Here is a 24,475-nt window from a genome sequence, read left to right on the forward strand (position 1 = left end):
ATGTAAAATCTCAGTAGAAGGGAGATGGTGTGGTTGTTTGTGTTGAAGAACCTGAGCCTTAAGAAGAATGAAAAAGAGATTCTCAGAGACATAAACGTTGCCTTCGATGCCGGGAAAGTATATGCAATTCTTGGCACAAATGGTGCGGGCAAGTCTTCCTTAGCGTATGTGCTAATGGGTGTAAATGATTACAAACCAACTTCGGGGAAGATCCTCTTAGACGGCGAAGATATAACAGATTTGTCGGTGACTGAAAGGGCGAAGAGAGGAATTACGCTGCTGTGGCAAGAACCGGTTAGATTTCAAGGTCTCAGTGTAGAGCAATACTTGACACTGGGTGGAAAAATAAGAGCATCGAGGGATGAACTTGAATCGATTCTCGAATCGGTAGGATTGTCTGGAAAACTCTATCTTCATCGGATGGTCGATGGGCTACTGAGCGGTGGTGAAAGAAAGAGAGTAGAACTCGCCTCGGTGCTCTTGTTGAAGCCGAGGTATGCAATCCTTGACGAGCCGGATTCGGGTATCGATATAATGTCTTTGTCGATGATAGAGAAAGTGATGGAACACATAGTAAAAGGCAACGGGTCGGTTATACTCATAACACACCGTGAGGAAATCGCGCGAATAGCACACGAAGCGTATCTGCTGTGCAATGGTTCAATACTCGCACACGGTTCACCTGATAAGATCATCGAGTATTACAAGAATAAGTGTGACAACTGTTCTCACGCGAATCTACCTGCAGTAGAGGAAGTGAAAATATGATAAGTATCGTTGATCAAAAGAAAGAGTTCGAACTTTTGAAAAAGGCATACGAAAAGGCTGGCGGGGATGCTTCCAAATTCTTAGATAAAAGGGTCGCGTCATTGATTATTAGTGGCAATAAGGTGATAGGTTTAAACGGGTTAAATGGTGTGGAGATTCAACCAGAACAAATACAAGATGGCGTGAAGGCAAAGGTGTTGATAAAGAAAGACACTGTGCTCACAACACCTATACATATCTGTACCGGATTTCTCGAGAAACATGGGTTACAGAGAGTGATCTTCGAGATAGAGGTGCAAGAAAATGCTCAGGTGAAGTTTGTTGCACATTGTACTTTTCCATGGGCTGAACAATTCACGCACGATGCTCTTGCGATCGTGCATGTAGGAAAAAACGCAAAGATGTACTACGCTGATGAGCACTATCATTCCAACACAGGTTCTATACACCTGAAAACGACAACGAGAGCAACCGTAGAGGAAGGCGGAGTCTTTATAAACAACTTCACTTTGACCAAGACACGAATTGGTAAGCTTCATCTGGATGCATCAGTGGAGTTGCACACAAATGCAAAGGCAGATCTTTCAGTGAAAGTGAAAGCAAGCAAAACAGATGAAGTAGCTATAAGAGAAAAACTCAATCTTTTTGGCGATTATGCAAGCGGAATAGCAAAGACGACCGTTATCGCTTTAGATCAATCGAAAGCGAGAGTCGTGAATGAAGCTTATGGTGTTGGAGCCTACTCCAAGGGGCACATAAAGTGCGAAGAAGTGACAAAGGGAGAAGGCGTGGATGTCAGTACCATTCCGGTGTTGAAGGTTCTCAACGAGTTGGCTGAGCTCACACACGAAGCATCAATTGGTCGTGTCAACGCAAATCAACTTCAAACACTCATGGCAAAAGGATTGACAGAGGAAGAGGCAACTGAATTGATCATAAAAGGTCTCATAGGTTGAGACAAAAACAGGGGGTGTGAAGATGAACGAGTACGTTCAAAAGGTGAAAGCTGCGGCTGAATTTCTCAAAGCGAAGGTGGGTAATCTTCCAGAAGTTGGTGTGGTTCTTGGCTCTGGCTTGGGGAAGATTGCCGATGTACTGCAAGAACCTCAGAGATTTCATTATTCAGAAATACCGGGCTTCCCTGTGTCAACGGCACCGGGGCATAAGGGAGAGTTGATCTTTGGTAAGTTGGGCAAGAAGAATGTCGTTTTGATGAACGGCCGCTTTCATTATTACGAGGGATATTCCATGCAGGAGGTTACCTTTCCAATCAGAGTCATGCAATTGCTTGGTGTGAAGTATCTTTTTGTTACCAACGCATCGGGAGGACTCAACCCAGTCTTTGATGTTGGAAAACCCATGATCATAACAGACCACATAAATTTCATGCACGACAATCCACTGAGAGGTCCAAACGTTGAGGAGTGGGGACCAAGATTTCCAGATATGAGTGTTCCCTACGACAGAGAGTTGATCAAACTCGCAAAGATGGCAGCACAGGAAGAAAAGATAGATGTGTACGCAGGTGTCTACGTTGCAGTTACTGGACCGAATTTCGAAACACCTGCCGAGCTGAAGATGTTCAGAAATCTTGGAGCAGACGCAGTTGGCATGTCGACTGTACCAGAAGTCATCGTGGCAAGACATGCAGGTATAAAGGTTCTCGGTTTGTCGGCAATAACAGATAGAGCCGTCCCAGAGGATCTCAAACCATTGAGCGCGGAGGAAGTTCTCGAAGTGGCTGAAAAGACTGGAGAAAAGATGGCTCGGATAATTTTGCGGGTGATAGAACATCTATGAGGAGGAGGTAAATGAAAGTCTTTTTGGACAATTGTCGGACCACAAGGGTGCTCCCAGAGGTATTACAGGTTGTTCAAAGTTACATGGCTGAGAACTTTGCAAGACCAGATGGTCTTTACGAATCTGCTCAGCAGGTCTATGATGATCTGATAACTGCGAGAGAATTCTTTGCAAGATCGATAAATGCCGATTTTCCAGAAGAAATAGTCTTCACATCGGGCGCAACGGAGTCGAATAACCTTGCCATCTTGGGTGTAGCGAGGGCTAACAGGAAGAATGGTAATCACATAATCATCTCTGCGCTTGAACACGGTTCAGTAATGAGTATTGCTTCTCGGTTGAAAGAAGAAGGGTTCGAAGTTACTGTAGTACCAGTTGATAACGAAGGAATAATAAGATTGAACGAACTTGAAAAAGCTATCAAACCAACTACGATACTTGTGAGCGTCATAGCCATAGGTCACTTTGTAGGATCTATTATGCCTCTTGAAGAAATAGGAGAAATCTTGAGTAGGCAAGATCATAAGATATACTTTCATACCGATGCTGCAGAGATGTACGCAAAATTCCCAGCTGATGTAAAAAAACTGAGAGTTGACCTGCTGAGTGTCAGTGGCCACAAGTTTCATGGACCGAAGGGCGTAGGTTTTCTCTACGTGAGGAAAGGTACAAGAATTGAGCCAATTCTCTACGGCGCAGATTCCTTTGACAAACGCCGTCCAGGTGGAGAGAATGTCCCAGCTATAATGGGAATGAAGAAGGCTGCAGAACTTTCACTTGCAGATATGGATCAGGCTCTTAAAAGGCTCCGAGAGCTTCAGGAGTACTTTATCGACAGAGTGGAATCTGAGATAGACAGTGTTATTCTGAACGGACCAAGGGGTATGAAGAGAACACCGTATAACGTGAACTTCAGTTTTAGGTTCATCGAAGGTGAAGCAATAAGCCTTGGGCTGAGTATGGAAGGCGTAGAGGTGGCTACCGGATCAGCTTGTGCTTCAGAGAAACTCGAACCCAACTACGCTATTCTGGCAATAGGTGGAGATCACGAAAGGGCACATGGATCTATTAGATTTACTTTTGACAGATTCACTACCAGGGAGCAGATAGACTACACTGTCGAGAAGTTGAAGTCCGTGGTCAGTTGGCTGAGAAAGATCAGTCCGTTCAAAGGGTAGGCAGGTGATCTTATGCTCAAATACACCGAATTAGTCATGGATCACTTCAAGAATCCAAGAAACCTTGGGAGAATTGACGATGCAGATGCTCAAGCTACAGAAGGAAGCATTGCCTGTGGTGATATGATGACAGTCTATCTGAAAGTTGAAGATGGCAAGATCGCAGACATTAAATTCGAATCTTATGGTTGTGCTGCAAACATAGCAACTGCTTCGATGATGACCGAAGTTGTAAAGGGTCTTTCGATCGAAGAGGCGAAGAAGCTGAGTTGGAAGGAGATAGTCGAAAGACTTGGTGGCTTACCACAGATCAAGTATCATTGCAGTAACCTTGCAGTCGACACACTGAAAAAAGCGATCGAAGCTTACGAGGGAAAAAGGCAATAAAAGGGAGTGTTCGACATGAGAGTCTATCTCGATCACGCGGCAACAACGAGAGTTTTTCCACAGGTCGCACAGGAAGTATACAGAGTTTTCACGGAAAACTTCGGCAATGCCTCGAGTTTGCACTCTCATGGTGAAGAGGCAAAACAGATCTACGAAAAAGCAAGGTTAACCATTGCTGAGTATCTGAAGGTTCAACCTCAAGAGATCTATTTTACATCTGGTGGTACTGAATCTGACAACATAGCCATAATGGGTTTTCTTAAGGCAAACTTCCCCGAAGGTGGGCACGTGATAACGACGCAAATCGAACACCCTGCCGTGTTGGAAGTTGCAAGGTATCTTGAGCAAAGAGGATACGATGTGACCTATTTGAAGCCGACAGTCGATGGTTATGTGACACCCGAGGACTTTAAGAGGGCAATCAGAAAAAACACAGTCCTCGCATCAATAATGTGGGTCAACAACGAAACAGGTGTCATTCAACCGATAGAGGAGATTTCAAAGATCAGCAAGGAATATGGAATAGTTCTTCACAGTGATGCTGTTCAAGCTGTTGGAAAGATACCAATCGATGGGAAATTAGTTGATATGCTTTCTGCTTCTGGTCACAAGTTTTATGCTCCAAAGGGATGTGGCTTTCTTTACGTAAACAGCAAGTTGAAAGTTGCTCCAATCACCTACGGCGGAGGTCATGAGAGAGGCTTGCGCAGTGGCACGGAGAATGTCCCTGGTGCTCACGGAATGGCAGTGGCACTGAAGATGATCGAAGAGAACTTCAACGAGTGGTCCAAGAGGCTGGAAAAGCTCAAGAAAAAGATTCTCGAAAGCCTAACACAGCTAACCGATTACCATATCAATGGAAGGAACACCGTCTCTTCACACATCAATCTCTCCTTCAAGGGAGTTCACGGTGAAGCGCTTGCTACCGCCCTTGATATGCACGGTGTGTCTGTCTCAACAGTCTCTGCCTGTTCTTCACATCACAAAGTCAGTAAGTCACATGTTCTAAAAGCGATGGACCTGGAAGAGTGGATGATAGATGGGGCTATCAGGATTTCAGTCGGTTATGACAACAGTGAAGAAGAAGTACAATATTTCACAGAAATACTTTCACAGGAAGTGAAACGTCTGAGAAAGATTTAGGAGTGGTTCAATGGCGTATTCGCAGAAGTTCAAGGAACTGTTCATGTATCCCAGACACGCTCAAGAGATCGAGTACACACATACAGCTGAGGTTGTTTACCCCGATCATGGTGATAGGGTTCGAATCTTTCTCAAAATAGAGAACTACGTGGTGAAAGATGTGGCTTTCAAAGCCATTGGTTGTCCGAGGGTCATTGCGGCATCTGAAGCGCTCTGCAGATTGGCGAACGGTAAGCACGTGGATTATGTAAAGTCTTTGAACGAGGAACACATAAGACAAGAGATGGAGTTCTTTGACAAAGGTTTTGATTGCATTAGAGCACCACTCGAAGCCATCAAGAAGGCACTTACCAAGATAGAGTCATGAACGGATTTTCAAGGGGAATTCTTTATAGCGCTGTAGCCGGCATGGCAACAGGCTTGGGCGCTTTGCCATTTTTGTTTCTCAAAAGGCAGATGAACGACAGGTTCATCGACAGTTCACTTGGGTTTGCGGCAGGGGTGATGCTTGCTGCAAGTGCGTTTAGTCTTGTAGTCCCTGCGATGGAACTCGGTGGACCAGTTAGGTTCTCCATTGGATTCATCTTAGGTGGAATCTTAGTCGATCTCGTGGATAAGTTCATCCCGCACGAACACTTTACCAAAGGGCATGAAGGTATCGAATCTAAGAGATTGAAGGGCATATGGCTGTTCGTCATAGCTATAACGATTCACAACTTTCCAGAAGGGATGGCTGTTGGTGTTTCTGGTTTTACCCCCCATGCTTTCTCCGTTGCACTCGCGATAGGTGTGCAGAACATTCCAGAAGGCGCAGCCGTTGTTGCTTCTTTGATAAATGCAAAATACGCTCCTTTGAAAGCCTTTTGGATCAGCTTTTTGACTGGCTTGGTGGAAATCATCGGTGGTCTATTAGGAGCACTCTTGATAAAAATCTCAACGCAGCTACTACCATATCTTATGGCTCTTGCCGCAGGAGCTATGGTCTTCGTCATCAGCGATGAGATAATTCCGGAAACACACCTCAGAGGCAAGGAGAGATTAACCACTTACTGGGTACTTATTGGCTTTACGACGATGTCAGTCCTTGACCTTCTTTTGGGTTAGAAGAAGATCCACACCACGGAAAGAATGCCAAGAATCGTGCCGATAAGAACGGCCATTTGAGTGATATTCGACTGCATCTTGTAGTCTGCTGATACTTTGAGCTGTTCGTATATGACAGCCTTTCCAAGTGGATCAACCTCTATCAGATACAAGGAGCTGGCACCAGAACCAGCCTCAAAGAGATAGCCACTGCCTATTTTCTCAAGTCTTGGACCCATGTGGTCATGACCACTCAGAACCAGATCAACCTCCGGAAAGGTTTCGAGTATCTTCTTATCGTGTTCATGTGGAAGATGGTTCAAACAGATAACGTAGTCAACCTTCGGGAGGTTTTCAAGAGTTTTCCTCAAAGATTCAAAAGGATCTCTTGGCAAGTTACCACAATGTTCAACCCTGTTGGCGAGATGTTGTACCGTCGTTAGACCAATAACAGCTATCTTCGTCCCACCGATCTCAAATACTCGATATGGATCCAAACCATCGACATTTGCTCCTATCAATGATCTGTTGGATTTCTTATAAAATTCAAACCATTCGCGTGAAAAATAGTACTCGTGATTACCCAAAACCATTGCATCATATTTTACCGTCTCTATGTACTCCATGACTTGTTGCCTGCTGTCACCGAAAAAAGGAAGTTGTAGTTTTGAATCAAAGAGATCTCCTGCGTCGAAAAGCAGCACGTCTTTTCTATCAAAAGTTGTAAGCCATTCTATTAAACCTGCAGGTCCAAGATCTTTTTCACTGAGTCTTTCGTGTAGATCACTGGTAAGAACTATTTTGAAAGCCAAACAGTTTGAGAAAATGGCGCAGATCAGAAAGAGAAATAAAACGAAACGCTGCAGAAAGCATCACCTCCGTAGTTCATCGAAGCAATCATACCCGCTTGCCACAAACGAAGATGAGCGAGAAGTTTCAAAACCCTGGTTCCATCCTCATAAATCTTGAGCGAAGCTCCAAGGTTTACAAACTCGTCCGGTAAAATCCCATAACTCTCTATGAGTGTGGAAAAAAGCAGGCTTTTCTGCCTCGAAAAGTCAAAACCAATTGTGAAGTGGTTGAAAGCAAGAAAAGGTTTTCTGTCTTGCAGATAAATGCCAAAACTATCACTGGTTATTCTTGTGACGATTTCGAGCCGAGAAAACCTCAAGATTCTTGCAGAGAAACCTGCGTCGTTGTTTTCAACAAAAACAGAAAGATTCTCAATAGGCGAGAAACTGAATCTCAAACCAGTGGAAGACCAAAGTAAAAAACCATGCACATCATAGAGTGTATAGCAGAAATCATCTGTATAGAGAATACTTCCAAAAGAACAAACACAGGCAAAACACAACACCGTGAACCAAAGAGCAACCTTCATTTTCAAAAATCCCCTTTCTTATTGTATCATTTGAATGTGGGGGTGAAAAGGTGAACAAGGAAATCGACAGGCTTGTTTTACAGAATGCTGAAGAAATCTTTCGTGAAGCTTCAAATCTGATAAAGATCAAATCGGTGAAATCCAATCCAACAGGACCAGACAAGCCCTTTGGAGACGGTATAGCAGCGGCTTTAGAGTATGCTATTGGGATCGGTAGACGTCTTGGATTCTCTGTCAAGAATGTCGATGGCTATGGAGGTCACATAGAGTACGGAAATGATGGAAAGCTTTTCGCGGTTTTGGGGCATTTAGATGTGGTCCCTGAGGGCGATGGTTGGTCGGTCGAACCATATGGAGGCGTGATAAAGGATGGCTATCTGTACGGCAGAGGGGCATCGGACAACAAAGGACCAACTGTGGCTACCATATTCGCTCTGAAAGCGATCAAGGACGCAGGACTGAAGATCAAAAATCGCGTCAGGATTATACTTGGAACCGATGAAGAATCAGGTTGGCAAGGTGTGAAGTACTACTTCGAAAAGGAGGAAAAACCGATCTATGCCGTAACACCAGATGCCAATTTCCCGATTATATATGCTGAAAAGGGGATAATCAATTACGAGTTAACAATGCCCCTTGGAGAATCTCGTTCTGAAGGTGTTGAAGTTGATTACCTTAAAGGCGGAGAGGCATCTAATGTCGTTCCACAGTACGCGATGGTTGTTTTGAAACCAGCTCTAGCAAGAGTGCTCAGCATCCTGGAGAAGTTCAGACCTTCCAATGGTGCTAAGGTCCTCTGGCATCTTGACGGTGACAGGATAAAAGTAGAGTTCAGGGGCAAATCAGCCCACGGTTCAAAACCAGAAAATGGTGTAAATGCAATCGCAGCTTTACTCGATTTTCTCAAAGACATCGAATTGCAGAACGTAGATCTGAGTGACTTCGTGCGAACTGTTTTTGCGAAGATTAATTATGAAACAGATGGTCTCTCCTTGAAGGTTGCAGGCACAGACTGTGTAGCAGGGCCGCTAACGGTTAACTTAGGTACTATCGAACTGACTGAAGGTAAGATAAAAGCGGTGATAAACGTGCGCTATCCGATATACTATTCAGAATCGATGCTCACCAGACAGATCAAGGAAGCTCTGAAACCAATACAGGTCGAGGCTAAGAATCATCTACCACCGCTCTTTGTCTCTCCTGATAGCGAGTTGATAGGAATTTTGAGTGAAGTGTACACAGAGGTAACTGGTCAAGAAGCAAAACTTCTGACAACAGGTGGAGGAACTTATGCCAGAGCCGTACCATGTGGTGTTGCGTTTGGACCACTGCTACCAGGCAGACCAGAAACAGAACATCAACCAGACGAAAGAATAGCTTTGGATGATCTTCTGCTGGTGGCAAGAATATATGCTCAGCTTTTCTACAAAATTCTTGTGGAGTGGTGAATATGAGAAGGACTGTACTGTTGTTGACTGTTTTGTTCTCTACGGTTATTTTCGCTTCATATTTGAGCTTTGACACCAACGATGGAGTGGCATTACATCTTCCGGTTGGCAATTTCGACCTTTTTGTAGGTTATAGGTACAGTGGTTTCGAAGTGACATACCCGGTCTGGAATTTATCAACTAAGATGGGCGCTGCGATCGATCCGTTTTCACAATCTGGGTACCTTTTTGGTGGAGTCTATGTCGAACCAGCTTCATTTCATGTGGAAACAGGAACAATGGTTTCAATCCTCTCTGATCAAGAAGGTGGTACAAGATTCATCAAAAGAGGAAATGTCGATCTGTATTTGAAAACATCGTATCAAGTGAACATCATAGGCTTTGAGCTGACTGCACAAAAGACATTACTCGGCTTCTACACTGACTCAAACAGAGATTTGTCTTTCGTGATTCCGCCCATTGAACTTGAATCGATGGGTGTACTGCTTCAGCCGTCGGTGAAATTCGATCTTGGAGATTCACCCAAGGTGAGTGTAAAGGTCGGCTATATGATCAATCTGTCCTGGACACAGAGCTTGCCGTCTGCACTAATCAATTTGTACGGTTTTAGAATAACTTTTGTTGTCGGAGATTTTTGATATCGACCTTCGCAAGCTTGAGAAACTCAGATTCCGTTATTGTTTTCACACCCAGGCTCGTTGCCTTTTCCAGCTTTGAGCCTGGTTTTTCCCCTACAATTAGGTAGTCTGTGTTTCTCGAAATACTGTCACTAACTTTGCCGCCAAGCGATTGAATGAGTTCTTCTATTTGATTTCTCGTGAAGTTTTTCAAGACTCCTGTGATCACAAAGTTCAACCCACTCAAAGTCTGCTGCTTTGACTCTTCTTCAGATTCAAGCCTTACCCCCGCTTTTTCCAGTTTTTCGATGAGCTCTTTGGTCTTCGGATCTTCAAAGTATTCTCTGATACTTCTTGCAACTTCAGGTCCTATACTCTGTATTTGAGTTAATTCCTCAAATGAGGCATTCGAAAGCTTCTTGATACTTCTGAAATTCTGTACCAAGACACGTGCGGTCTTTTCACCAACCATTGGTATGCCAAGACCTGTGATGATTTTGTGCAGTGGTGCAGTTTTAGCCTTCTCAATTTCCGAAAGCAGATTCGCAATCGTTTTGTGTCCTATGCCCGAACCAAGCTGTGTGAGTTCAAAAGGTGTGAGATAGAAAATATCAGCCAAGTCCTTGACCAACCCCGAATCTACAAGTTTCTCGATGATCTTCTCGCCTAACCCTTTGATGTCTAACGCGCTTCTTGCGGCGAAGGTTTCCAATGACCTTTTGAGTTTGGCAGGACAATGCGGGTTGAGACACCTCAGTGCCACGTCTTCATCGTTTAACTTACCAACCCTTCCAGAACAAACAGGACATACCCTTGGTATCTGTATCTGTTGTTCCTCTCCCGACCGTCTATTCACATCAACAGAAACGACTTGTGGAATGATCCCCCCAGCTTTTTCAACGTACACCCAATCGCCAATCTTGATGTCTTTTTCTTGTATGTAATCGAAGTTGTGAAGTGAGGCTCTTTTGACAATCGTGCCCGCAAGTTGCACAGGTTGTAGTTCAGCAACAGGAGTCAAAACGCCTGTTCTACCCACTTGGATCGTTACACCGATCAACCTCGTCTCAACTCTTTCGGCAGGGAACTTGAAGGCTATCGCCCACCTTGGTGCCTTTGCCGTCATACCTAATGTGCTTTGTAGTTCAAATTGATTCACCTTTACAACTACTCCATCCACCCAATACGGCAGTTGGTCTTTCCGTTTTGTCCATTCTTTCCAATATTCGATTACCTCCTGCACATTCGAACACAGTTTGGAGTTTGGGTTGACCTTAAAACCAACTGTTTTGAGCCAGCTGAGTGCATCCCACTGAGTCTTCAAGTCATATCTTTCTGGATGGACTACATAGTATATGAAGGAATCAAGGTGTCTTTCTCTCGTTATGCGAGTGTCCAACTGTCTGAGAGTCCCAGCCGCCGCGTTGCGCGGGTTGGCAAAGGGTGGTTCCCCTCGCTCAATCCTATCGCTGTTGAGCCTTTCAAATACTTCGGTAGGCATGTAGATCTCACCACGAACCTCGACATCTACAGGCTGTCTCAACCTCAAAGGAATGGTGCGAATCTTTTTCAGGTTTTCAGTGATATCTTCACCGCGCGTGCCATCGCCTCTGGTCAATCCCAAGACTAATCTGCCTTCTTCGTACCTCAGAGCGACAGAGACGCCGTCTATCTTCAATTCGGCAACATACTCAACAGAATGCAACTCTAAGGATCTCTTCACTCGGTTGTCGAATTCTCTTATCTGTTCTTCATCATAGGTGTTGTCAAGACTCAACATTGGCTCAGAATGTTCGACGCTCTTGAACTCATCCAAGACTTTGTCTCCAATCCTTTGAGTTGGCGAGTCGGCTGTCACAAGTTCTGGATATGCCCTTTCAAGTTCTATCAATTCCTGAACCAATTTGTCATATTCTTGATCGCTGATCACTGGAGCCGCCAAAACATAATACCTGTAATTGTGGTACTCTATCTCCTCTCTGAGTTCTTCAATCCTTCTTCTTATCTCCTCAGGAATCTCTTTCACTCTTATCCCCCACAGATGAGAAGATTCCCTGAAAGGTATTCGGCAAGCAAAATGGCAGGTTTTGTTCCATACTTTTGATGGTTTTCGATGTACTGTTCTACTGCTTTCGAGCCAGCGAAGTCGACAACTACTTTGAGTGAAAGGAATTCAACTTCATTTTCGATACACACCTTTGCCCCTGCAGCAGAGTCCATGTCTACACATAATGCCGAAGTTGACTCGAAGATCTTTTTCGCCTCTAAATCTGTCGAAATGAACTTATCGCCAGAGGCAACAATACCGTAGATGAAATCGTTTTTTTCAAAGAAATCCGAAAAACACCTTTGCTTTGGTTCCAGTATCAAATCGACGTTCACTCTCGGATAGAAATCGTATTCCATATATCCTGTCCCAGCAATGACTGAACCAATCGAGATGTTGCTTTTGAGTGCACCGGCAGCTCCAATGCAGATCACCGCCATTGGTTTGTAACGATCTATTAGACACTGAACTAAGGCTGCTGTCTCGATCTTTCCGACGCATCCACTTGTGAGAACGATTTCATTCTGGCCAATAATTCCTCTGACTAAGGGGCGTCTTATCACTTCTGTAACTTCCAACTTGTGAGACAAAGCTTCCATTAAAGGTTTTATCTCCTGTGGTAGGACACCTACAACAGCGATCAAAGTTTCTCACCCTTAAAAAATTTTATCATGTTAAAGGCTGAGATATGAAATACGCAGTTGAAGAATTTCGACAGTGTGATATCATTTATTTGGGCAAATCAGGGGGTAGTTCAGATGGAAGAACGCCGGAATCGGGGTCCGGAGGTCGAGGGTTCAAGTCCCTCCCCCCTGACCAGTTGTTGCTAAGTTTTTGCACAATTTGGATAATGATTCTCCGACGAAATCATAGGGATCTGTGCTGTCAATCTTCGCACTGTTCATCGCTTCTTGAACAATCTTTCTGAGAATGTGCTCTGCGTGGTGTCTTGTTCTCTCTTTTCTTCTGGCTTCAAGGATTCCATTCTTGTCGAACTCTTTCCAAAGATTCTCTATCTTACTGACGAGTTCTTCGATCCCTTGCTGAAGGTGTGCACTGGTTTTGCAGATACACGATTCATCCTTTCCTGCGAGTGATACGAAAGCGACAAGTTGACCATAAACAGTGTCGGTGTCTGGCAAATCACTTTTGTTCACAACGTAGATGTCTGCTATCTCCATGACACCAGCCTTCATCATCTGTACATCATCGCCAAAGCCTGGAGAAAGAATCAGAACAGTTATATCAGCTAATTTTGAGATCTCCGTTTCCGATTGCCCAACACCCACCGTTTCTATCAAGATGTAATCAAACCCAACAGCTTCCAACAGTTTGACGACGTCAAAAACGGCATCACTGAGTCCACCCAATGCCCCTCGTGATGCCATACTCCTTATGAAAACCTTCTCGTCAAGAAAATGTTGTCTCATCCTTATGCGATCTCCCAGAAAAGCGCCCATTGAGAAGGGACTAGATGGATCGATTGCAACTACGGCAACTGAGAAATCGTTAGTTCTTATCTGTTTTACAACACGATCGATTAGACTGCTCTTACCAACACCTGGACTTCCGGTGAAACCTATGATCTTTGAACGGCGCGTGGGAAATTGGTTCAAAATTCTCGGGGCTAATCTTGGATTGTTCTCTACCTCAGTTATGAGTCTTGCAATCTCCTTATGATTCACCCGCACTTGCCACCCCTTGTTGCAGAATGGCTTTTATCTCTTCAACGATCTTTGACAACGACGTACCTGGACCAAAGACTCTTTTTACTCCCATCTGCAGAAGTTGCGGCACATCGTCTGGTGGTATGATTCCACCAACGAAGACTGGGATGTTTTCAATTCCTTCCTTTTTCATGAGTTCAATTACTTTCTGCGACAACTGCAGATGAGCACCAGAAAGTACTGAAAGACCTATCAGATCAACGTCTTCTTGTAAAGCAGTCCTGACGATCTGTTCTGGTGTCTGTCGAAGTCCTGTGTAGATCACCTCAAATCCTGCATCTCTCAAAGCATGCGCCACAACTTTGGCACCACGATCATGACCATCGAGCCCAGGTTTGGCAATCAAGATTCTGTAAACCTTCATCTACATCACCTCGTTTATAAAACTGTTGATTCAACATATTCGCCGTAGACCTCTCTTAAAGCATCAGAGACTTCACCAAGTGTCGCATAACTCTTGATAGCTTCGAAAACATAAGGCACAATATTCTTATTCTCTTTTGCGGCTTCTTTCAGTTCTTTCAGAGCTGTCCTCACTGCATTGTTGTCTCGATTCTTTCTCAGTTCTTTCAATGCACAAACCTGTCTCTCTTCAACAGAAGGATCCACCTTCAGTATACTTCGCATCTGTTGTTCTTGGGCTGTCTGAAAGGCATTCACACCTACGACGATCTGTTCTTTTTTCTCAATTGCGAGTTGCTGTTCGTAAGCGCTGTTGTGAATCTCCTTTTGCACATAACCTGTTTCAATTGCCCTGACCATTCCTCCGAGCGAATCTATCTTCTCTATGTACTGCCAAACCTTTTCTTCGATTTGGTCTGTCAAGTTTTCAATTACATAAGATCCTCCAAGCGGATCTACGACATCGGCAACGCCAGATTCATAAGCGATTATCTGCTGAGTTCTGAGTGCCACTTGGACTGATTCTTCCGTTGGCAGACCGAGTGCTTCGTCAAAGGAGTTGGTGTGTAATGACTGTGTACCCCCCAAAACGGCTGCGAGCGCTTGCAGAGTAACACGGATGATGTTGTTCAAAGGTTGTTGAGCGGTGAGTGTTGAACCACCAGTTTGCGTGTGGAACCTGAGCTTCAAAGCCTCTTGGTTTGTAACTTTGAACCTCTCGCTCATGATCTTTGCCCAAATTCGACGTGCCGCCCTAAACTTTGCTATTTCTTCAAGGATATTGTTGTGAGCTGCGAAGAAGAACGAGAGTTGTTTGCCAAAGACATTCGGATCCAAACCGGATTTGATAGCCGCCTCGACGTATGCAATCGCATCACCAAAGGTGAATGCCAGCTCCTGAATAGCATTTGCTCCTGCTTCCCTTATATGGTAGCCACTGATGCTGATAGTGTTCCATTTTGGCATCTTGGAAGAGCAAAACTCAAAGATATCAGTTATGATCTTCATCGATGGTTGTGGTGGAAAGATATAAGTTCCTCTTGCTATGTATTCTTTGAGAACATCGTTCTGTATCGTGCCTCTCAGTTCTGCTATTTGCGCACCCTGTTTTTGTGCCGTCACAGCATACATACTCAGCAGAATTACAGCTGTTGAGTTAATAGTCATGGAGGTACTGACTTCTTTCAAAGGTATACCATCAAAGAGTGTTTCTATATCTTTCAAAGAATCTACTGCTACACCTACACGCCCAACCTCTCCTTGTGCCAGTGGGTGATCTGAGTCATAACCCATCTGCGTTGGGAGATCAAAGGCAACCGACAGACCAGTTTGTCCTTGTTCAAGCAAATATCTAAATCTCTTGTTGGTTTCTTCTGCTGTACCAAATCCTGCGTATTGCCTCATGGTCCAAAATCTGCCGCGGTACATAGTTCTTTGAACGCCTCTGGTGTAGGGATACTCTCCTGGTAGACCAAGGTTCTTCAAGTAGTCAGCTTCGCATAAATCTAAGGGTGTATAAACTCTCTTGAGTTCCAGATTTGACTGAGTAGTGAAATTTTTGCGCCTCTCGGGAAATTTCTTCAGTTCGGATTCAACCTGTTCTTGCCATTGCTCGAGTTTTTCAGAGAGTTTCTCCAGAAAGTCTTTATCGTACATTGCTAAACACCCCCTGTGAAATTTGTTTCAGAAGAAAGGCACAGCACCCTTCAAAGCTCTCCTGACAACCTTTGACGGGTTTGACTATAACATCGGCAAGCTCTCTCAGTTCATTTTGCAGGTGCAATCTGTAAACTCCTCTGGGTTGCATACAACCAAGTGTGACAACTTTGAAGCGACCTTTCGCATACTCGAAAACTCTTCTGACATCGTCCAACTTTGGTGGTAAGCAGTTCGCGTAATGCGTACCAAGAGTTGGTATGAAGACATTCAAGACAATCACAGAAAAGTATTCAGAGAGTATGTGCAGAGATTCAAGTTCATGTGTTATCTTTCCACAATCAACGCCGATCGTTATATGTGGAATAGCACTAATCTGGGTTGAGGTGAGAACGTTTATTTGATCCATCGGCTCGCGATATAAACCATAGATTTTCTTCATGATTTCACGGTCGGAAAAGAAGTCAAAGCTGATCACATCTGCAATTTCTTGAAGCTCAGCTGCCAATCGATTTGGAAAACCTATGTGAAAGTTGTACTGTAAGTCGTACTTTTCTTTCAAGAACAGAAGTTTATCAAGAACAGCCTTACTGTAAGGTATTTCACCGTCAGAATTCAATCCACCGCTGATGAGAAAGGAACGATAACCCAGCTGTATGAATTTTTCCATTTCTTCGAAGGTCTTCATACCTCTCAGATAATGCTTTCCGCAATGAGCACAATTCAGCGCACACCACTGCCCAGTCAAAGAAATCGAAACGGTTGTCTGTGGATTCACGTACAACAATTGAACATCACCGAAGAAATCATAACATTTATTGAAGATAAGTGCAAAGCGATGTTATTATTTATCAGGTGATTTTGATGAAAGACGCCTTCATATGGTTGTCCAAAGAAAACATTCTGCCGTGTGCCGTCTTTGAGAATGGTCTGGAAATTCAAGTGAATCAGCTGTTCAAGAGTTACATCTCATCTCAGCAGATAACGCTCCAAGAAGAGATCAACTCAGTTGTTAAGCAAAGCATGAGAAGGCTTGGAGCAACGATAACACACTTTGTTGATCAATGCGATCTATGGCAAAGCCTCACATCGATATCCATGAAAGATGGCAAGTCAGTGTACACGCTTCTTGTGGTCGAACCTAATCGTGCCGTTGTAAGGCATGCTCAGACGATAATGCAGGATATGTCGGTTTCTCCAGTTGTAATCCTCAGCAAACAGATGACAGTACTGTATTGCAACAAAGTGGAGTTCAGACAGCTGCCTGAAACTCACCCACAAGAATGGCAAAAGCTCTTGAAGATTGCAAAAACAAGCATAGAAAGTCAATGTGTGTGTCAGGACGATTTGTCAATCGATGGAAGAGTTCTAAGAGTGACGGCAAAGCCACAGAATGACGAAGTTGTGATGATTTTAAGAGACAAGACAGTTGAAAAATTAGCACAAGACAGGTACGAACAGCTGAGAGTAGCTGGTACGAGATTTACTCTGATGGAAAATATTCTCGATCTCCTTGGCAGAGGTGAGACAGACCTTGAGAGAATTGGCGCGCAGATCTATGAAGAGGTGAAAAATATTGTTCCGATCGATGTTTTCTATCTTGCACTGATTGAGGGTGATGAATTAATCATTAGATATGGAGTTTATTATGGTGAAAAGGTCACTGATATTAAGATCAAAAGAGGATACACCGGACTTTCCAACTATGTCATAGACACTGGCAAATTCACCTACATTCCAAACACAAGGACTATGCGCATTGCTCCTTATAGAGCGAAGGCTTTAGTCTTTGGAGAAACCAAACGAGTGTGGAGTTATGTAGGCATACCTCTAAGAGTCGACGAAAAGATTGTTGGAACAATCAGTTTCCAAAGGCAGGGTGCAAACGCTTTTTCTGTAACACATTTGGCACTTTTCGAACTGATTGGTAAACAGATCACAATAGCACTGAGGATGAAGATGCTTGTGGATGAACTGAAGAATGAACGATCTAAATACAGAGAGATCGCTATAAGAGACTCTCTCACCGAATGTTACACCAGATACTATCTTGCAGAATACTTTGCCAAGTTTCAAGGTATCATAGAGAGAAAGGGTGGAAAGATTTGCTTTGTGATGATCGACGTTGACAACTTCAAACAGATCAATGACCGGTATGGGCACGCTGTTGGTGACAAGGTTCTCAAAGAGCTTGGACACCTGCTCTTGCAGAGCACAAGAAAAATGGACCTCGTTGTGAGGTACGGTGGAGACGAATTCTTGTTGATGCTTTTGGATATGGACCTCAAAAGTGGTAAAAAAGTTATGGAGAGGGTGTCGAAGAAGTTGTCAGAATTGAAGATCCCAGATCTTGATGAAGAGATAACTCTCAGCTATGGAATGGCAGTCTATGATGGTTCTACGACACTTGATGAGATCCTTAAGATAGCAGACAAAAACATGTACAATATGAAAAGGGGGAAAAATCCGTGAAAATCTACGTTTCCGTTGATATGGAAGGACTTGCTGGGATATCTACCTGGAGTGAAGTAACTCCCAAGCAAAACAGAGAATCTTCTGAGCTTTTGTATGAACATTTGAGATCACTGCTTGAAGGACTCTTCGAAACAGACAAGGTAGAGTACGTTATGATCTCTGATTCTCACGGTACTGGTGATAACATACCTTACAGGATAACTCAGGAATTTGAGAAAGTAGAGATTGTCCATGGACCACTCAGACAAGATTTCATGATGACTGGTCTTGACAACACTTTTGACAGGGTTATCTTTCTGGGATATCATGCTGGCGTGGGCACGAAATATGGAATCATGGACCACACTTATTCAAGTTCAGTTGTCCACAACATGTGGATCAATGGAGTTCGAATGAATGAAACTCTCATCAATGCGGCTTTTGCAGGATACCATGATGTCCCTCTCGCGCTGATTGTAGGCGACAACGCACTCAGGGAAGAATTGGAAGGAACTTTGGTTGGAGAATATCTTTATGTTATTACAAAGCAAGCCGTTGGGAGATTCTCGGCGATCATGAGACCGAAGGCAACCGTGATGAGAGAGATAAGAGAAGCTGCTAAGTGTGCATTATCAATCAAGAGAGAGGAATTGGCAGTTGTGAGATTTAAACCGCCGATTGAATTGAAAGTGGAATTGAAGGATACATCTTTTGCAGATGCCGCGGAACTCATGCCAGGTGTGAACAGAATTGATGCCAGAACGATCCTATTTCGCCACGAAGACTATGGTGTGGTCTTTAACGCACTGATGGCAATTGTGTACATCGCAGCGGCTGTAAAAAACATTGGGGTGTGATAAGATGAAATCGCTCACAGAGCTGATCGAACGCGCTCGCAACTTAAAACGAAAAACCGTTGTGGTAGTTGGAGCAGAAGATGAAGAAGCGGTGAGAGCGGCAATTATAGCCCAAGAAAATGGAGTGGTTGAGAAAGTCATTCTTGTTGGGAATGTGAGTGTGCCAGAGCCGGGCAAGAATCTGGAAATCATACACGCTGATTCAGAACAAGAAGCTTCGGAAATAGGTGTGAAGCTGGTTTCCTCCGGTAAAGCAGAGATAATCCTCAAAGGGCTCGTCAAGACTTCGATCTTGCTCAAGGCAGTGCTCAACAAAGAATGGGGATTGAGAGGGACTGGTGTACTGAGTCACGTTGCAGCTCTTGAAGTTCCTGCGCTGGAGAGAGTTGTCTTTGTAACAGATGGTGGGATGATCATCAGACCAACACTGGAGGATAAGGTGACAATCATAAGAAATGCTGTTGATCTACTACACCGCCTGGGATACTCTGAGCCAAAGGTCGCACTTATATGTGCCGTCGAGACGGTGAATCAACAGATGCCTGAGACAGTTGAAGCGGCTGTGATATCGAAGATGGCACAGAGAGGTGAACTAAAAAACTGTGTTGTCGATGGTCCACTTGGTTTAGACAACGCACTGAGTCAAGAGGCAGCAAAGATAAAAGGAATAAAGAGTGAGGTAGCAGGAAAGGCTGATCTTCTGGTAGTTCCGGATATTCACTCGGGCAACTTCTTGGGTAAGGCTGCAGTTTATCTAGCTGGTGGCAGCATTGCGGGTCTTGTAGTTGGTGCAAAAGCTCCTGTGGTTGTAGTTTCGAGGGCAGATAGTGCTCAATCAAAGTTGCTTTCTCTTGCTATGGCTGCTTGCGCTGGATAAGAGGTGAAAGCGTTGATAAGAGTTCTTCTTCCTTACGAGCTTGCAGAAAAGGTTGTACTCCCAATAACAAGTGAGAAAATTCATTTTCAGTATTACGAAGACAAAGGTGACTACGAGCAGAAGATTCTCGATGATTTTTGGGACATCGTCTACGGTGCACGGGTTAAAAAGCAACCATCTGCAATCTTTGTGGATAACTTGTCTGCCCTAATCTTAGCTATCAAATACCTTGAGGCTAAGAGAGCGCTTGAGAAATGCAGAAAGATGAATGATATAATGAACTCTTCTGTCGAACTGCAGGGCATTAGAATATTACCAATCCTCAGACAACTTCAGAAACTGAAGGTCAGCCATATCGAGGAACTGGCTATTGTTGCAGAAATGGGAATAAGGATAGAAGCATACATCGATTTCTTGTGTGAAGGGAAGTACTCTCAGCTTTCACCATTCAGTTATGAAGCGATAGTTGATGACAGAAAGATCATTCTCCATAGCTCGAATCTTCCTCTGAATGGTTGCACAAACATAGAGATCCCACCACTGAGAAAGAGAAAAGAGGACATTCCCTATATGATAGACCATTTGCTTTCTTCACTGCATCACCGTTACAAACACTTGCCCGTACAGTTCCCAGATGAGCAGACGCTGAAGATGTTCACATCGTACGACTGGCCTGGAAACACCGACGAATTGATTGAAATAGTTCATCTCTACGCAACGGGTCATGATATAACAAACTATCTGGTAGAATCTAACAATACTCTACACAGTACAGCAGAAATAGATCTCAAAGAGTATGTGGACAACTTAGTTGCAAAAATCGAAAAGCAGTTCATACACAAAGCACTCCAGAGTACTTCTTGGAACAGGAAGAAGGCTTCTGCGATCATCAAGATGAACTACAAGACCTTTTGCTACAAGATGAAGAAGTACGGAATAACCAGAAATTAACCCTTCTGGTTTGCAAAGAAAAGTAGTTCAGCTTCAATGAACTGATCAAGGTCACCATCGAGCACAGCTTCAAAGTTGCCGGTTTCGACACCAGTTCTGTGATCCTTAACCATTGTGTAAGGTTGAAGAACATAAGACCTTATTTGGTTACCCCATGCAATTTCCTTCAGTTCACCTTGAATTTCTTCGAGCTGTTCTTTTCTTTTTGCCAACTCAAGTTGGTACAGCTTCGCCTTTAACATTTTGAGTGCCTGGGCTTTGTTTTGATGTTGAGATCTTTCACTCTGGCACGACACTACGATACCTGTGGGAAGGTGCGTAATTCTTACAGCAGAATCAGTTCGATTCACGTATTGACCGCCGTGACCTGATGCCCTGAAGGTGTCAATCCGTAGATCTTCTGCCTTGATATCTACTTCTATATCATCGGAGATCTCGGGAATTACGTTCACAGAAGCAAAGGAGGTGTGCCTTCGTTTTGCGGCATCAAATGGCGAGATTCTAACGAGTCTGTGGACACCTCGCTCGTGCTTCAGATAACCATAGGCGTACTCTCCCCTTAACAGGATCGTTGCGCTCTTCACACCGGCTTCTTCACCGGGTTGGAAGTCTAAAATCTCAACACTGAAACCTTTGTTCTCCGCCCATCTCATGTACATTCTCAAAAGCATTTGAGCCCAATCGTGTGATTCAGTACCTCCTGCGCCCGGATGCACAGATAGATAGGCGTTGCTTGGATCAAGTGGATCGTTCAAGATCAATTCCATCTGAAAACGGCGCAGTTCCTTTTCGACATTTCTCACAAGATCTTCCACATTTTGAGCGATCTGTGGATCTTCTTCTGCAAGCTCTATTCCAATCTCTATCTCCTCGAAGATGCGTTCTATCCTTTTCATATCACTGAGCAGTTCCTTTGAGCGTTGCGCCTTTCTTGAAAGTTCACTTGCCTTCTTCTGGTCCTTCCATATTTCTGGGTCTGCCAATTGCTGTTCCAAGCTCTGCAACTCTGTTTTCAATTTGTCCAAATCAATGAGCTTCAAGAAATTGCTGAACTTTTCCCTCATCTCGTCTATTTTTACACGAGTCTCATAGGCTATCATCCTTGTACTTCACCTCTTTATTTTGAATCTCTTTTTTATTTTCTCGCCTTTCTGTAACTTTCTCTTCTCAGATCTGTTTACAATGTCGAACTCTTCGTGAACCAACTGGAGCCTCGCCAGATCTTTCTTCGCTTCCTGTTCAGCCTGTTGCTTGTCAACCTTCACAACTCTCAGCATCCAAGAAACAACCAGTTCATTGACTCTTGCCATCATTTCATCGAACAGTGCGTAAGTCTCTCTCTTAAACTCTACTATGGGATCCCTTTGCCCATAGGCTCTCAGGTTGACAGCTTCTTTGACATGCTCGACCTCTTCTAAGTACTGTCTCCAGTTGTCGTCAATTATGCGCAGTACCAGAAATTTGAGGAACTGTGAGTATTCTTCTCCTATTTCCTCTCTCTTTCTCTCATAAGCTTTTCTTATCGAACTGATCAGAAATTCCTTTAATTTCTCTACGGAATCTTCCTTTATGCCATCGAGTTCAACAACTCCTTTTGGCAAGACTGACAGAGAGTTCTTCAAACCTTCCACATTCCACTCAGAGGAATTACAAAACTCTTCCAATCTTCTTTCGACAAAGTCTTGTACAGCTTCATCCACATACTGTTCTATCTTTCCAGACAAGATCCAGTCTCTGTAAGAATAGATCGACCTCCTCTGAGCATCGAGAACGGTGTCCATTTCCATCAAATGCTTTCTTATGGAGAAATTGATGCCCTCTACACGCTTCTGAACTGTCTCGATCAACCTCGTCAACAACGGATGCTCTATTGGTTCACCAGGTTTTATCTTCAAGACATTCATGACTTTCTCTAGTTGCTCTTTACCGAATATTCTCAGCAAATCATCTTCGAGTGACAGATAGAATCTGGATTCTCCCGGATCACCTTGCCTTCCAGAGCGGCCTCTGAGCTGATTGTCTATGCGCCTGCTCTCGTGGCGCTCTGTTCCTATGATGCACAAACCACCGAGTTCTGTGACTCCCTCACCCAACTTTATGTCTGTACCTCGTCCCGCCATATTCGTCGCGATCGTAACAGCACCTTTTTGCCCGGCAAGTGCTATTATCTGCGCTTCTTTTTCGTGGTACTTCGCGTTCAAAACTTGGTGAGGAATGTTCATCTTTTTGAGCATAGAACTGAGTAGTTCGCTTTTTTCTATAGAGGTCGTGCCTATGAGCACGGGTTGCCCCTTCTTGTATCTTTCGACAACATCATTAACAACGGCTGTGTACTTTTCAGCTTGTGTTCGGTAGATCAGATCATCGTGATCTTTGCGTATCATGGGTTTATGAGTTGGGATAACAACTACTTCCATATCGTAGAGTTGCTTGAACTCTTCTTCTTCGGTCTTAGCGGTCCCTGTCATACCGGCCAATTTCTCATACATCTTGAAGTAGTTTTGGAAGGTTATCGTAGCGTAAGTGATCGACTCTTCTTTTATTGGCACTCCTTCCTTCGCCTCTATCGCTTGGTGTAGACCACCACTGTATCGTCTACCAGGCAACAGTCTGCCGGTGAATTCATCCACTATTATGATCTCTTGGTTCATGATGACATAATCAACATCCTTTTTGAACAAATGCAGTGCTTTAAGCGCATTGGTCAAATGGTAGATGTTGTTCACGTTTGACGGGTCGTACAAATTACCCACACCAAGCAATTTCTCCGCTTTTTCAATGCCATTTTCCGTGAGAACGACCGTTCTCGATTTCTCATCAACTGTGAAGTCAGTATCCTTGGTCAGTCTTTTTGCAAGAGAGGCAAAGCGTTTGTAGATGGAAGCACCCTCACGAGAAGGACCAGAGATTATCAGAGGAGTACGGGCTTCATCGATTAGAATGCTATCGACTTCGTCGATTATCGCGTAGAAATGCCCTCTCTGTACCTTATCTGCAAGATCGAGAATTAAGTTATCGCGAAGATAATCGAATCCAAATTCATTGTTAGTTCCATAAATTATGTCGCATTGGTAAGCTTGTTTTCTGTCAATCTCAACCAATTCAACCGCAAACGCTTCGACAGCATCTTGGTCTTTCGCAGTATCTTTCAAAAATTCTTCCACATAACCATCGGGCCAGATTGATAGGTTTCTTCTAATCGCTTCCTCGAAAAGCTGTTTGTCTTTCCAGACAACTTCGTAGGATTTTCCAAGTTGATTTATCACACCAACTCTGAGTCCCAAGAAGAGATACAGCGGTCCCATCCACAGAGCATCTCGACGTGCGAGGTAATCGTTCACTGTGACAAGATGAACTCCTCTGCCTGCTAAAGCGTTGAAAAACAGTGGCATCGTTGCAGCAAGAGTTTTACCTTCACCGGTTTTCATCTCAGCCACTTTGCCTTCATTCAAGGCAAGTCCTCCAACAACTTGTACATCAAAGGGATACATTCCGAGAACTCTCTTTGCCACAACCCTCGCAAGTGCAAATGCAGTGAAAAGGCTTTCTTGGTGATCTTCAGTTTTTTTCAACTCTTCTGAAAGATCAATCAGTTCATGATTGGTTGCCTTCGACAAGGTTTTTTCAACTTCCTTTATCCTCTCGACTGTTTTGAAGTATTTTTTCAAAAGCATCTTATTCCTGTCAAAGAGAGCTATT

24 protein-coding genes and 1 tRNA gene are annotated in these 24,475 nt (G+C 43.9%); 15 read left to right on the top strand and 10 right to left on the bottom strand.

What is annotated here, in order from left to right:
- Positions 1-24 precede the first annotated feature (24 nt).
- The 8 genes from ACSFC1_RS05790 to ACSFC1_RS05825 are packed head-to-tail and all read left to right on the top strand — an operon-like array spanning position 25 to position 6,380.
- Positions 25-768: an ATP-binding cassette domain-containing protein gene (locus ACSFC1_RS05790; RefSeq protein WP_435565171.1), complete on the top strand. Its 744-nt coding sequence runs from the start codon at positions 25-27 to the stop codon at positions 766-768.
- Positions 765-1,724, top strand: coding sequence for a SufB/SufD family protein (locus tag ACSFC1_RS05795; RefSeq protein WP_435565172.1), 960 nt, complete (start codon positions 765-767; stop codon positions 1,722-1,724). The genes ACSFC1_RS05790 and ACSFC1_RS05795 overlap by 4 nt, the downstream gene beginning before the upstream one ends.
- A 22-nt stretch (positions 1,725-1,746) precedes the next feature.
- A complete protein-coding gene (locus ACSFC1_RS05800; RefSeq protein WP_435565173.1) occupies positions 1,747-2,568 on the top strand; it encodes a purine-nucleoside phosphorylase in 822 nt (273 codons plus the stop codon).
- An 11-nt stretch (positions 2,569-2,579) separates the two neighbouring features.
- A complete protein-coding gene (locus ACSFC1_RS05805; protein ID WP_435565174.1) occupies positions 2,580-3,746 on the top strand; it encodes a cysteine desulfurase family protein in 1,167 nt (388 codons plus the stop codon).
- A 12-nt stretch (positions 3,747-3,758) separates the two neighbouring features.
- A complete protein-coding gene (locus ACSFC1_RS05810; protein ID WP_435565175.1) occupies positions 3,759-4,133 on the top strand; it encodes an iron-sulfur cluster assembly scaffold protein in 375 nt (124 codons plus the stop codon).
- 15 nt (positions 4,134-4,148) lie between these two features.
- Positions 4,149-5,276: a cysteine desulfurase family protein gene (locus ACSFC1_RS05815; RefSeq protein ID WP_435565176.1), complete on the top strand. Its 1,128-nt coding sequence runs from the start codon at positions 4,149-4,151 to the stop codon at positions 5,274-5,276.
- Between the two features lie 10 nt (positions 5,277-5,286).
- Complete coding sequence (locus ACSFC1_RS05820) at positions 5,287-5,643, top strand: iron-sulfur cluster assembly scaffold protein (protein WP_435565177.1); 357 nt, start codon at positions 5,287-5,289, stop codon at positions 5,641-5,643.
- Entirely contained in the window at positions 5,640-6,380 is a 741-nt protein-coding gene (locus tag ACSFC1_RS05825; protein WP_435565178.1) for a ZIP family metal transporter, read from the top strand. The genes ACSFC1_RS05820 and ACSFC1_RS05825 overlap by 4 nt, the downstream gene beginning before the upstream one ends.
- On the opposite strand, the gene ACSFC1_RS05830 is transcribed toward ACSFC1_RS05825, so the two are convergent.
- Positions 6,377-7,171 (bottom strand): metallophosphoesterase, encoded by a 795-nt coding sequence (locus ACSFC1_RS05830; RefSeq protein WP_435565179.1) that lies wholly within the window; start codon positions 7,169-7,171, stop codon positions 6,377-6,379. The two genes, ACSFC1_RS05825 and ACSFC1_RS05830, sit on opposite strands and share 4 nt — an antisense overlap.
- Positions 7,172-7,194: 23 nt before the next feature.
- Positions 7,195-7,740 (bottom strand): hypothetical protein, encoded by a 546-nt coding sequence (locus tag ACSFC1_RS05835; protein WP_435565180.1) that lies wholly within the window; start codon positions 7,738-7,740, stop codon positions 7,195-7,197.
- A 50-nt stretch (positions 7,741-7,790) separates the two neighbouring features.
- Between ACSFC1_RS05835 and pepV the strand changes: the two genes are divergently transcribed.
- Together pepV and ACSFC1_RS05845 are read left to right on the top strand one after the other, a co-directional pair.
- Positions 7,791-9,188, top strand: coding sequence for a dipeptidase PepV (pepV, locus tag ACSFC1_RS05840; protein ID WP_435565181.1), 1,398 nt, complete (start codon positions 7,791-7,793; stop codon positions 9,186-9,188).
- Positions 9,189-9,190: 2 nt separating this feature from the next.
- Positions 9,191-9,826 (top strand): hypothetical protein, encoded by a 636-nt coding sequence (locus ACSFC1_RS05845; RefSeq protein WP_435565182.1) that lies wholly within the window; start codon positions 9,191-9,193, stop codon positions 9,824-9,826.
- On the opposite strand, the gene ligA is transcribed toward ACSFC1_RS05845, so the two are convergent.
- Together ligA and ACSFC1_RS05855 are read right to left on the bottom strand one after the other, a co-directional pair.
- Positions 9,795-11,837, bottom strand: coding sequence for an NAD-dependent DNA ligase LigA (gene ligA / locus ACSFC1_RS05850; RefSeq protein WP_435565995.1), 2,043 nt, complete (start codon positions 11,835-11,837; stop codon positions 9,795-9,797). The two genes, ACSFC1_RS05845 and ligA, sit on opposite strands and share 32 nt — an antisense overlap.
- Positions 11,834-12,496 carry a 5'-methylthioadenosine/S-adenosylhomocysteine nucleosidase gene (locus ACSFC1_RS05855; RefSeq protein WP_435565183.1) on the bottom strand — a complete coding sequence of 221 codons (663 nt, stop codon included), beginning with the start codon at positions 12,494-12,496 and terminating at the stop codon, positions 11,834-11,836. The genes ligA and ACSFC1_RS05855 overlap by 4 nt, the downstream gene beginning before the upstream one ends.
- A gap of 99 nt (positions 12,497-12,595) precedes the next feature.
- On the opposite strand from ACSFC1_RS05855, the gene ACSFC1_RS05860 reads away from it, so the two are divergent.
- Positions 12,596-12,671 (top strand) — tRNA-Pro (locus ACSFC1_RS05860).
- On the opposite strand, the gene meaB is transcribed toward ACSFC1_RS05860, so the two are convergent.
- The 4 genes from meaB to ACSFC1_RS05880 are packed head-to-tail and all read right to left on the bottom strand — an operon-like array spanning position 12,650 to position 16,325.
- Positions 12,650-13,537, bottom strand: a complete 888-nt coding sequence (gene meaB / locus ACSFC1_RS05865; protein WP_435565184.1) for a methylmalonyl Co-A mutase-associated GTPase MeaB — start codon at positions 13,535-13,537, stop codon at positions 12,650-12,652. The two genes, ACSFC1_RS05860 and meaB, sit on opposite strands and share 22 nt — an antisense overlap.
- Positions 13,527-13,943, bottom strand: coding sequence for a cobalamin B12-binding domain-containing protein (locus ACSFC1_RS05870; protein ID WP_435565185.1), 417 nt, complete (start codon positions 13,941-13,943; stop codon positions 13,527-13,529). Before ACSFC1_RS05870 ends, meaB begins: the two co-directional genes overlap by 11 nt.
- A gap of 14 nt (positions 13,944-13,957) precedes the next feature.
- Positions 13,958-15,637, bottom strand: a complete 1,680-nt coding sequence (locus ACSFC1_RS05875; protein ID WP_435565186.1) for an acyl-CoA mutase large subunit family protein — start codon at positions 15,635-15,637, stop codon at positions 13,958-13,960.
- Entirely contained in the window at positions 15,627-16,325 is a 699-nt protein-coding gene (locus tag ACSFC1_RS05880; RefSeq protein ID WP_435565187.1) for a radical SAM protein, read from the bottom strand. The genes ACSFC1_RS05875 and ACSFC1_RS05880 overlap by 11 nt, the downstream gene beginning before the upstream one ends.
- 176 nt (positions 16,326-16,501) lie before the next feature.
- Between ACSFC1_RS05880 and ACSFC1_RS05885 the strand changes: the two genes are divergently transcribed.
- Genes ACSFC1_RS05885 through ACSFC1_RS05900 form a run of 4 tightly spaced genes read left to right on the top strand, consistent with a single transcriptional unit; the run spans position 16,502 to position 20,776 of the window.
- Positions 16,502-18,109 carry a sensor domain-containing diguanylate cyclase gene (locus ACSFC1_RS05885; RefSeq protein ID WP_435565188.1) on the top strand — a complete coding sequence of 536 codons (1,608 nt, stop codon included), beginning with the start codon at positions 16,502-16,504 and terminating at the stop codon, positions 18,107-18,109.
- Positions 18,106-18,948 carry a M55 family metallopeptidase gene (locus ACSFC1_RS05890; RefSeq protein WP_435565189.1) on the top strand — a complete coding sequence of 281 codons (843 nt, stop codon included), beginning with the start codon at positions 18,106-18,108 and terminating at the stop codon, positions 18,946-18,948. The genes ACSFC1_RS05885 and ACSFC1_RS05890 overlap by 4 nt, the downstream gene beginning before the upstream one ends.
- 4 nt (positions 18,949-18,952) lie before the next feature.
- Positions 18,953-19,825 (top strand): bifunctional enoyl-CoA hydratase/phosphate acetyltransferase, encoded by an 873-nt coding sequence (locus ACSFC1_RS05895; RefSeq protein ID WP_435565190.1) that lies wholly within the window; start codon positions 18,953-18,955, stop codon positions 19,823-19,825.
- Between the two features lie 12 nt (positions 19,826-19,837).
- On the top strand, positions 19,838-20,776 hold the full coding sequence (locus ACSFC1_RS05900; protein ID WP_435565191.1) for a helix-turn-helix domain-containing protein: 939 nt from the start codon (positions 19,838-19,840) through the stop codon (positions 20,774-20,776).
- Here the strand turns inward: ACSFC1_RS05900 and prfB are convergent.
- Together prfB and secA are read right to left on the bottom strand one after the other, a co-directional pair.
- Positions 20,773-21,876 (bottom strand): peptide chain release factor 2, encoded by a 1,104-nt coding sequence (prfB, locus tag ACSFC1_RS05905; protein WP_435565192.1) that lies wholly within the window; start codon positions 21,874-21,876, stop codon positions 20,773-20,775. The two genes, ACSFC1_RS05900 and prfB, sit on opposite strands and share 4 nt — an antisense overlap.
- 9 nt (positions 21,877-21,885) lie before the next feature.
- Positions 21,886-24,474, bottom strand: a complete 2,589-nt coding sequence (gene secA, locus ACSFC1_RS05910) for a preprotein translocase subunit SecA (protein ID WP_435565996.1) — start codon at positions 24,472-24,474, stop codon at positions 21,886-21,888.
- Position 24,475 lies beyond the last annotated feature (1 nt).

This window comes from Pseudothermotoga sp. U03pept, from assembly GCF_051235805.1.
Lineage (GTDB): Bacteria > Thermotogota > Thermotogae > Thermotogales > DSM-5069 > Pseudothermotoga_B.

Coding starts and splice junctions, on each gene's coding strand:
- ACSFC1_RS05790 (WP_435565171.1), top strand. CDS start 25: ATGGTGTGGTTGTTTGTGTTGAAGAACCTGAGCCTTAAGAAGAATGAA.
- ACSFC1_RS05795 (WP_435565172.1), top strand. CDS start 765: ATGATAAGTATCGTTGATCAAAAGAAAGAGTTCGAACTTTTGAAAAAG.
- ACSFC1_RS05800 (WP_435565173.1), top strand. CDS start 1,747: ATGAACGAGTACGTTCAAAAGGTGAAAGCTGCGGCTGAATTTCTCAAA.
- ACSFC1_RS05805 (WP_435565174.1), top strand. CDS start 2,580: ATGAAAGTCTTTTTGGACAATTGTCGGACCACAAGGGTGCTCCCAGAG.
- ACSFC1_RS05810 (WP_435565175.1), top strand. CDS start 3,759: ATGCTCAAATACACCGAATTAGTCATGGATCACTTCAAGAATCCAAGA.
- ACSFC1_RS05815 (WP_435565176.1), top strand. CDS start 4,149: ATGAGAGTCTATCTCGATCACGCGGCAACAACGAGAGTTTTTCCACAG.
- ACSFC1_RS05820 (WP_435565177.1), top strand. CDS start 5,287: ATGGCGTATTCGCAGAAGTTCAAGGAACTGTTCATGTATCCCAGACAC.
- ACSFC1_RS05825 (WP_435565178.1), top strand. CDS start 5,640: ATGAACGGATTTTCAAGGGGAATTCTTTATAGCGCTGTAGCCGGCATG.
- ACSFC1_RS05835 (WP_435565180.1), bottom strand. CDS start 7,740: ATGAAGGTTGCTCTTTGGTTCACGGTGTTGTGTTTTGCCTGTGTTTGT.
- ACSFC1_RS05845 (WP_435565182.1), top strand. CDS start 9,191: ATGAGAAGGACTGTACTGTTGTTGACTGTTTTGTTCTCTACGGTTATT.
- ACSFC1_RS05870 (WP_435565185.1), bottom strand. CDS start 13,943: ATGAAGGTTTACAGAATCTTGATTGCCAAACCTGGGCTCGATGGTCAT.
- ACSFC1_RS05875 (WP_435565186.1), bottom strand. CDS start 15,637: ATGTACGATAAAGACTTTCTGGAGAAACTCTCTGAAAAACTCGAGCAA.
- ACSFC1_RS05880 (WP_435565187.1), bottom strand. CDS start 16,325: ATGAAGACCTTCGAAGAAATGGAAAAATTCATACAGCTGGGTTATCGT.
- ACSFC1_RS05885 (WP_435565188.1), top strand. CDS start 16,502: ATGAAAGACGCCTTCATATGGTTGTCCAAAGAAAACATTCTGCCGTGT.
- ACSFC1_RS05895 (WP_435565190.1), top strand. CDS start 18,953: ATGAAATCGCTCACAGAGCTGATCGAACGCGCTCGCAACTTAAAACGA.
- prfB (WP_435565192.1), bottom strand. CDS start 21,876: ATGATAGCCTATGAGACTCGTGTAAAAATAGACGAGATGAGGGAAAAG.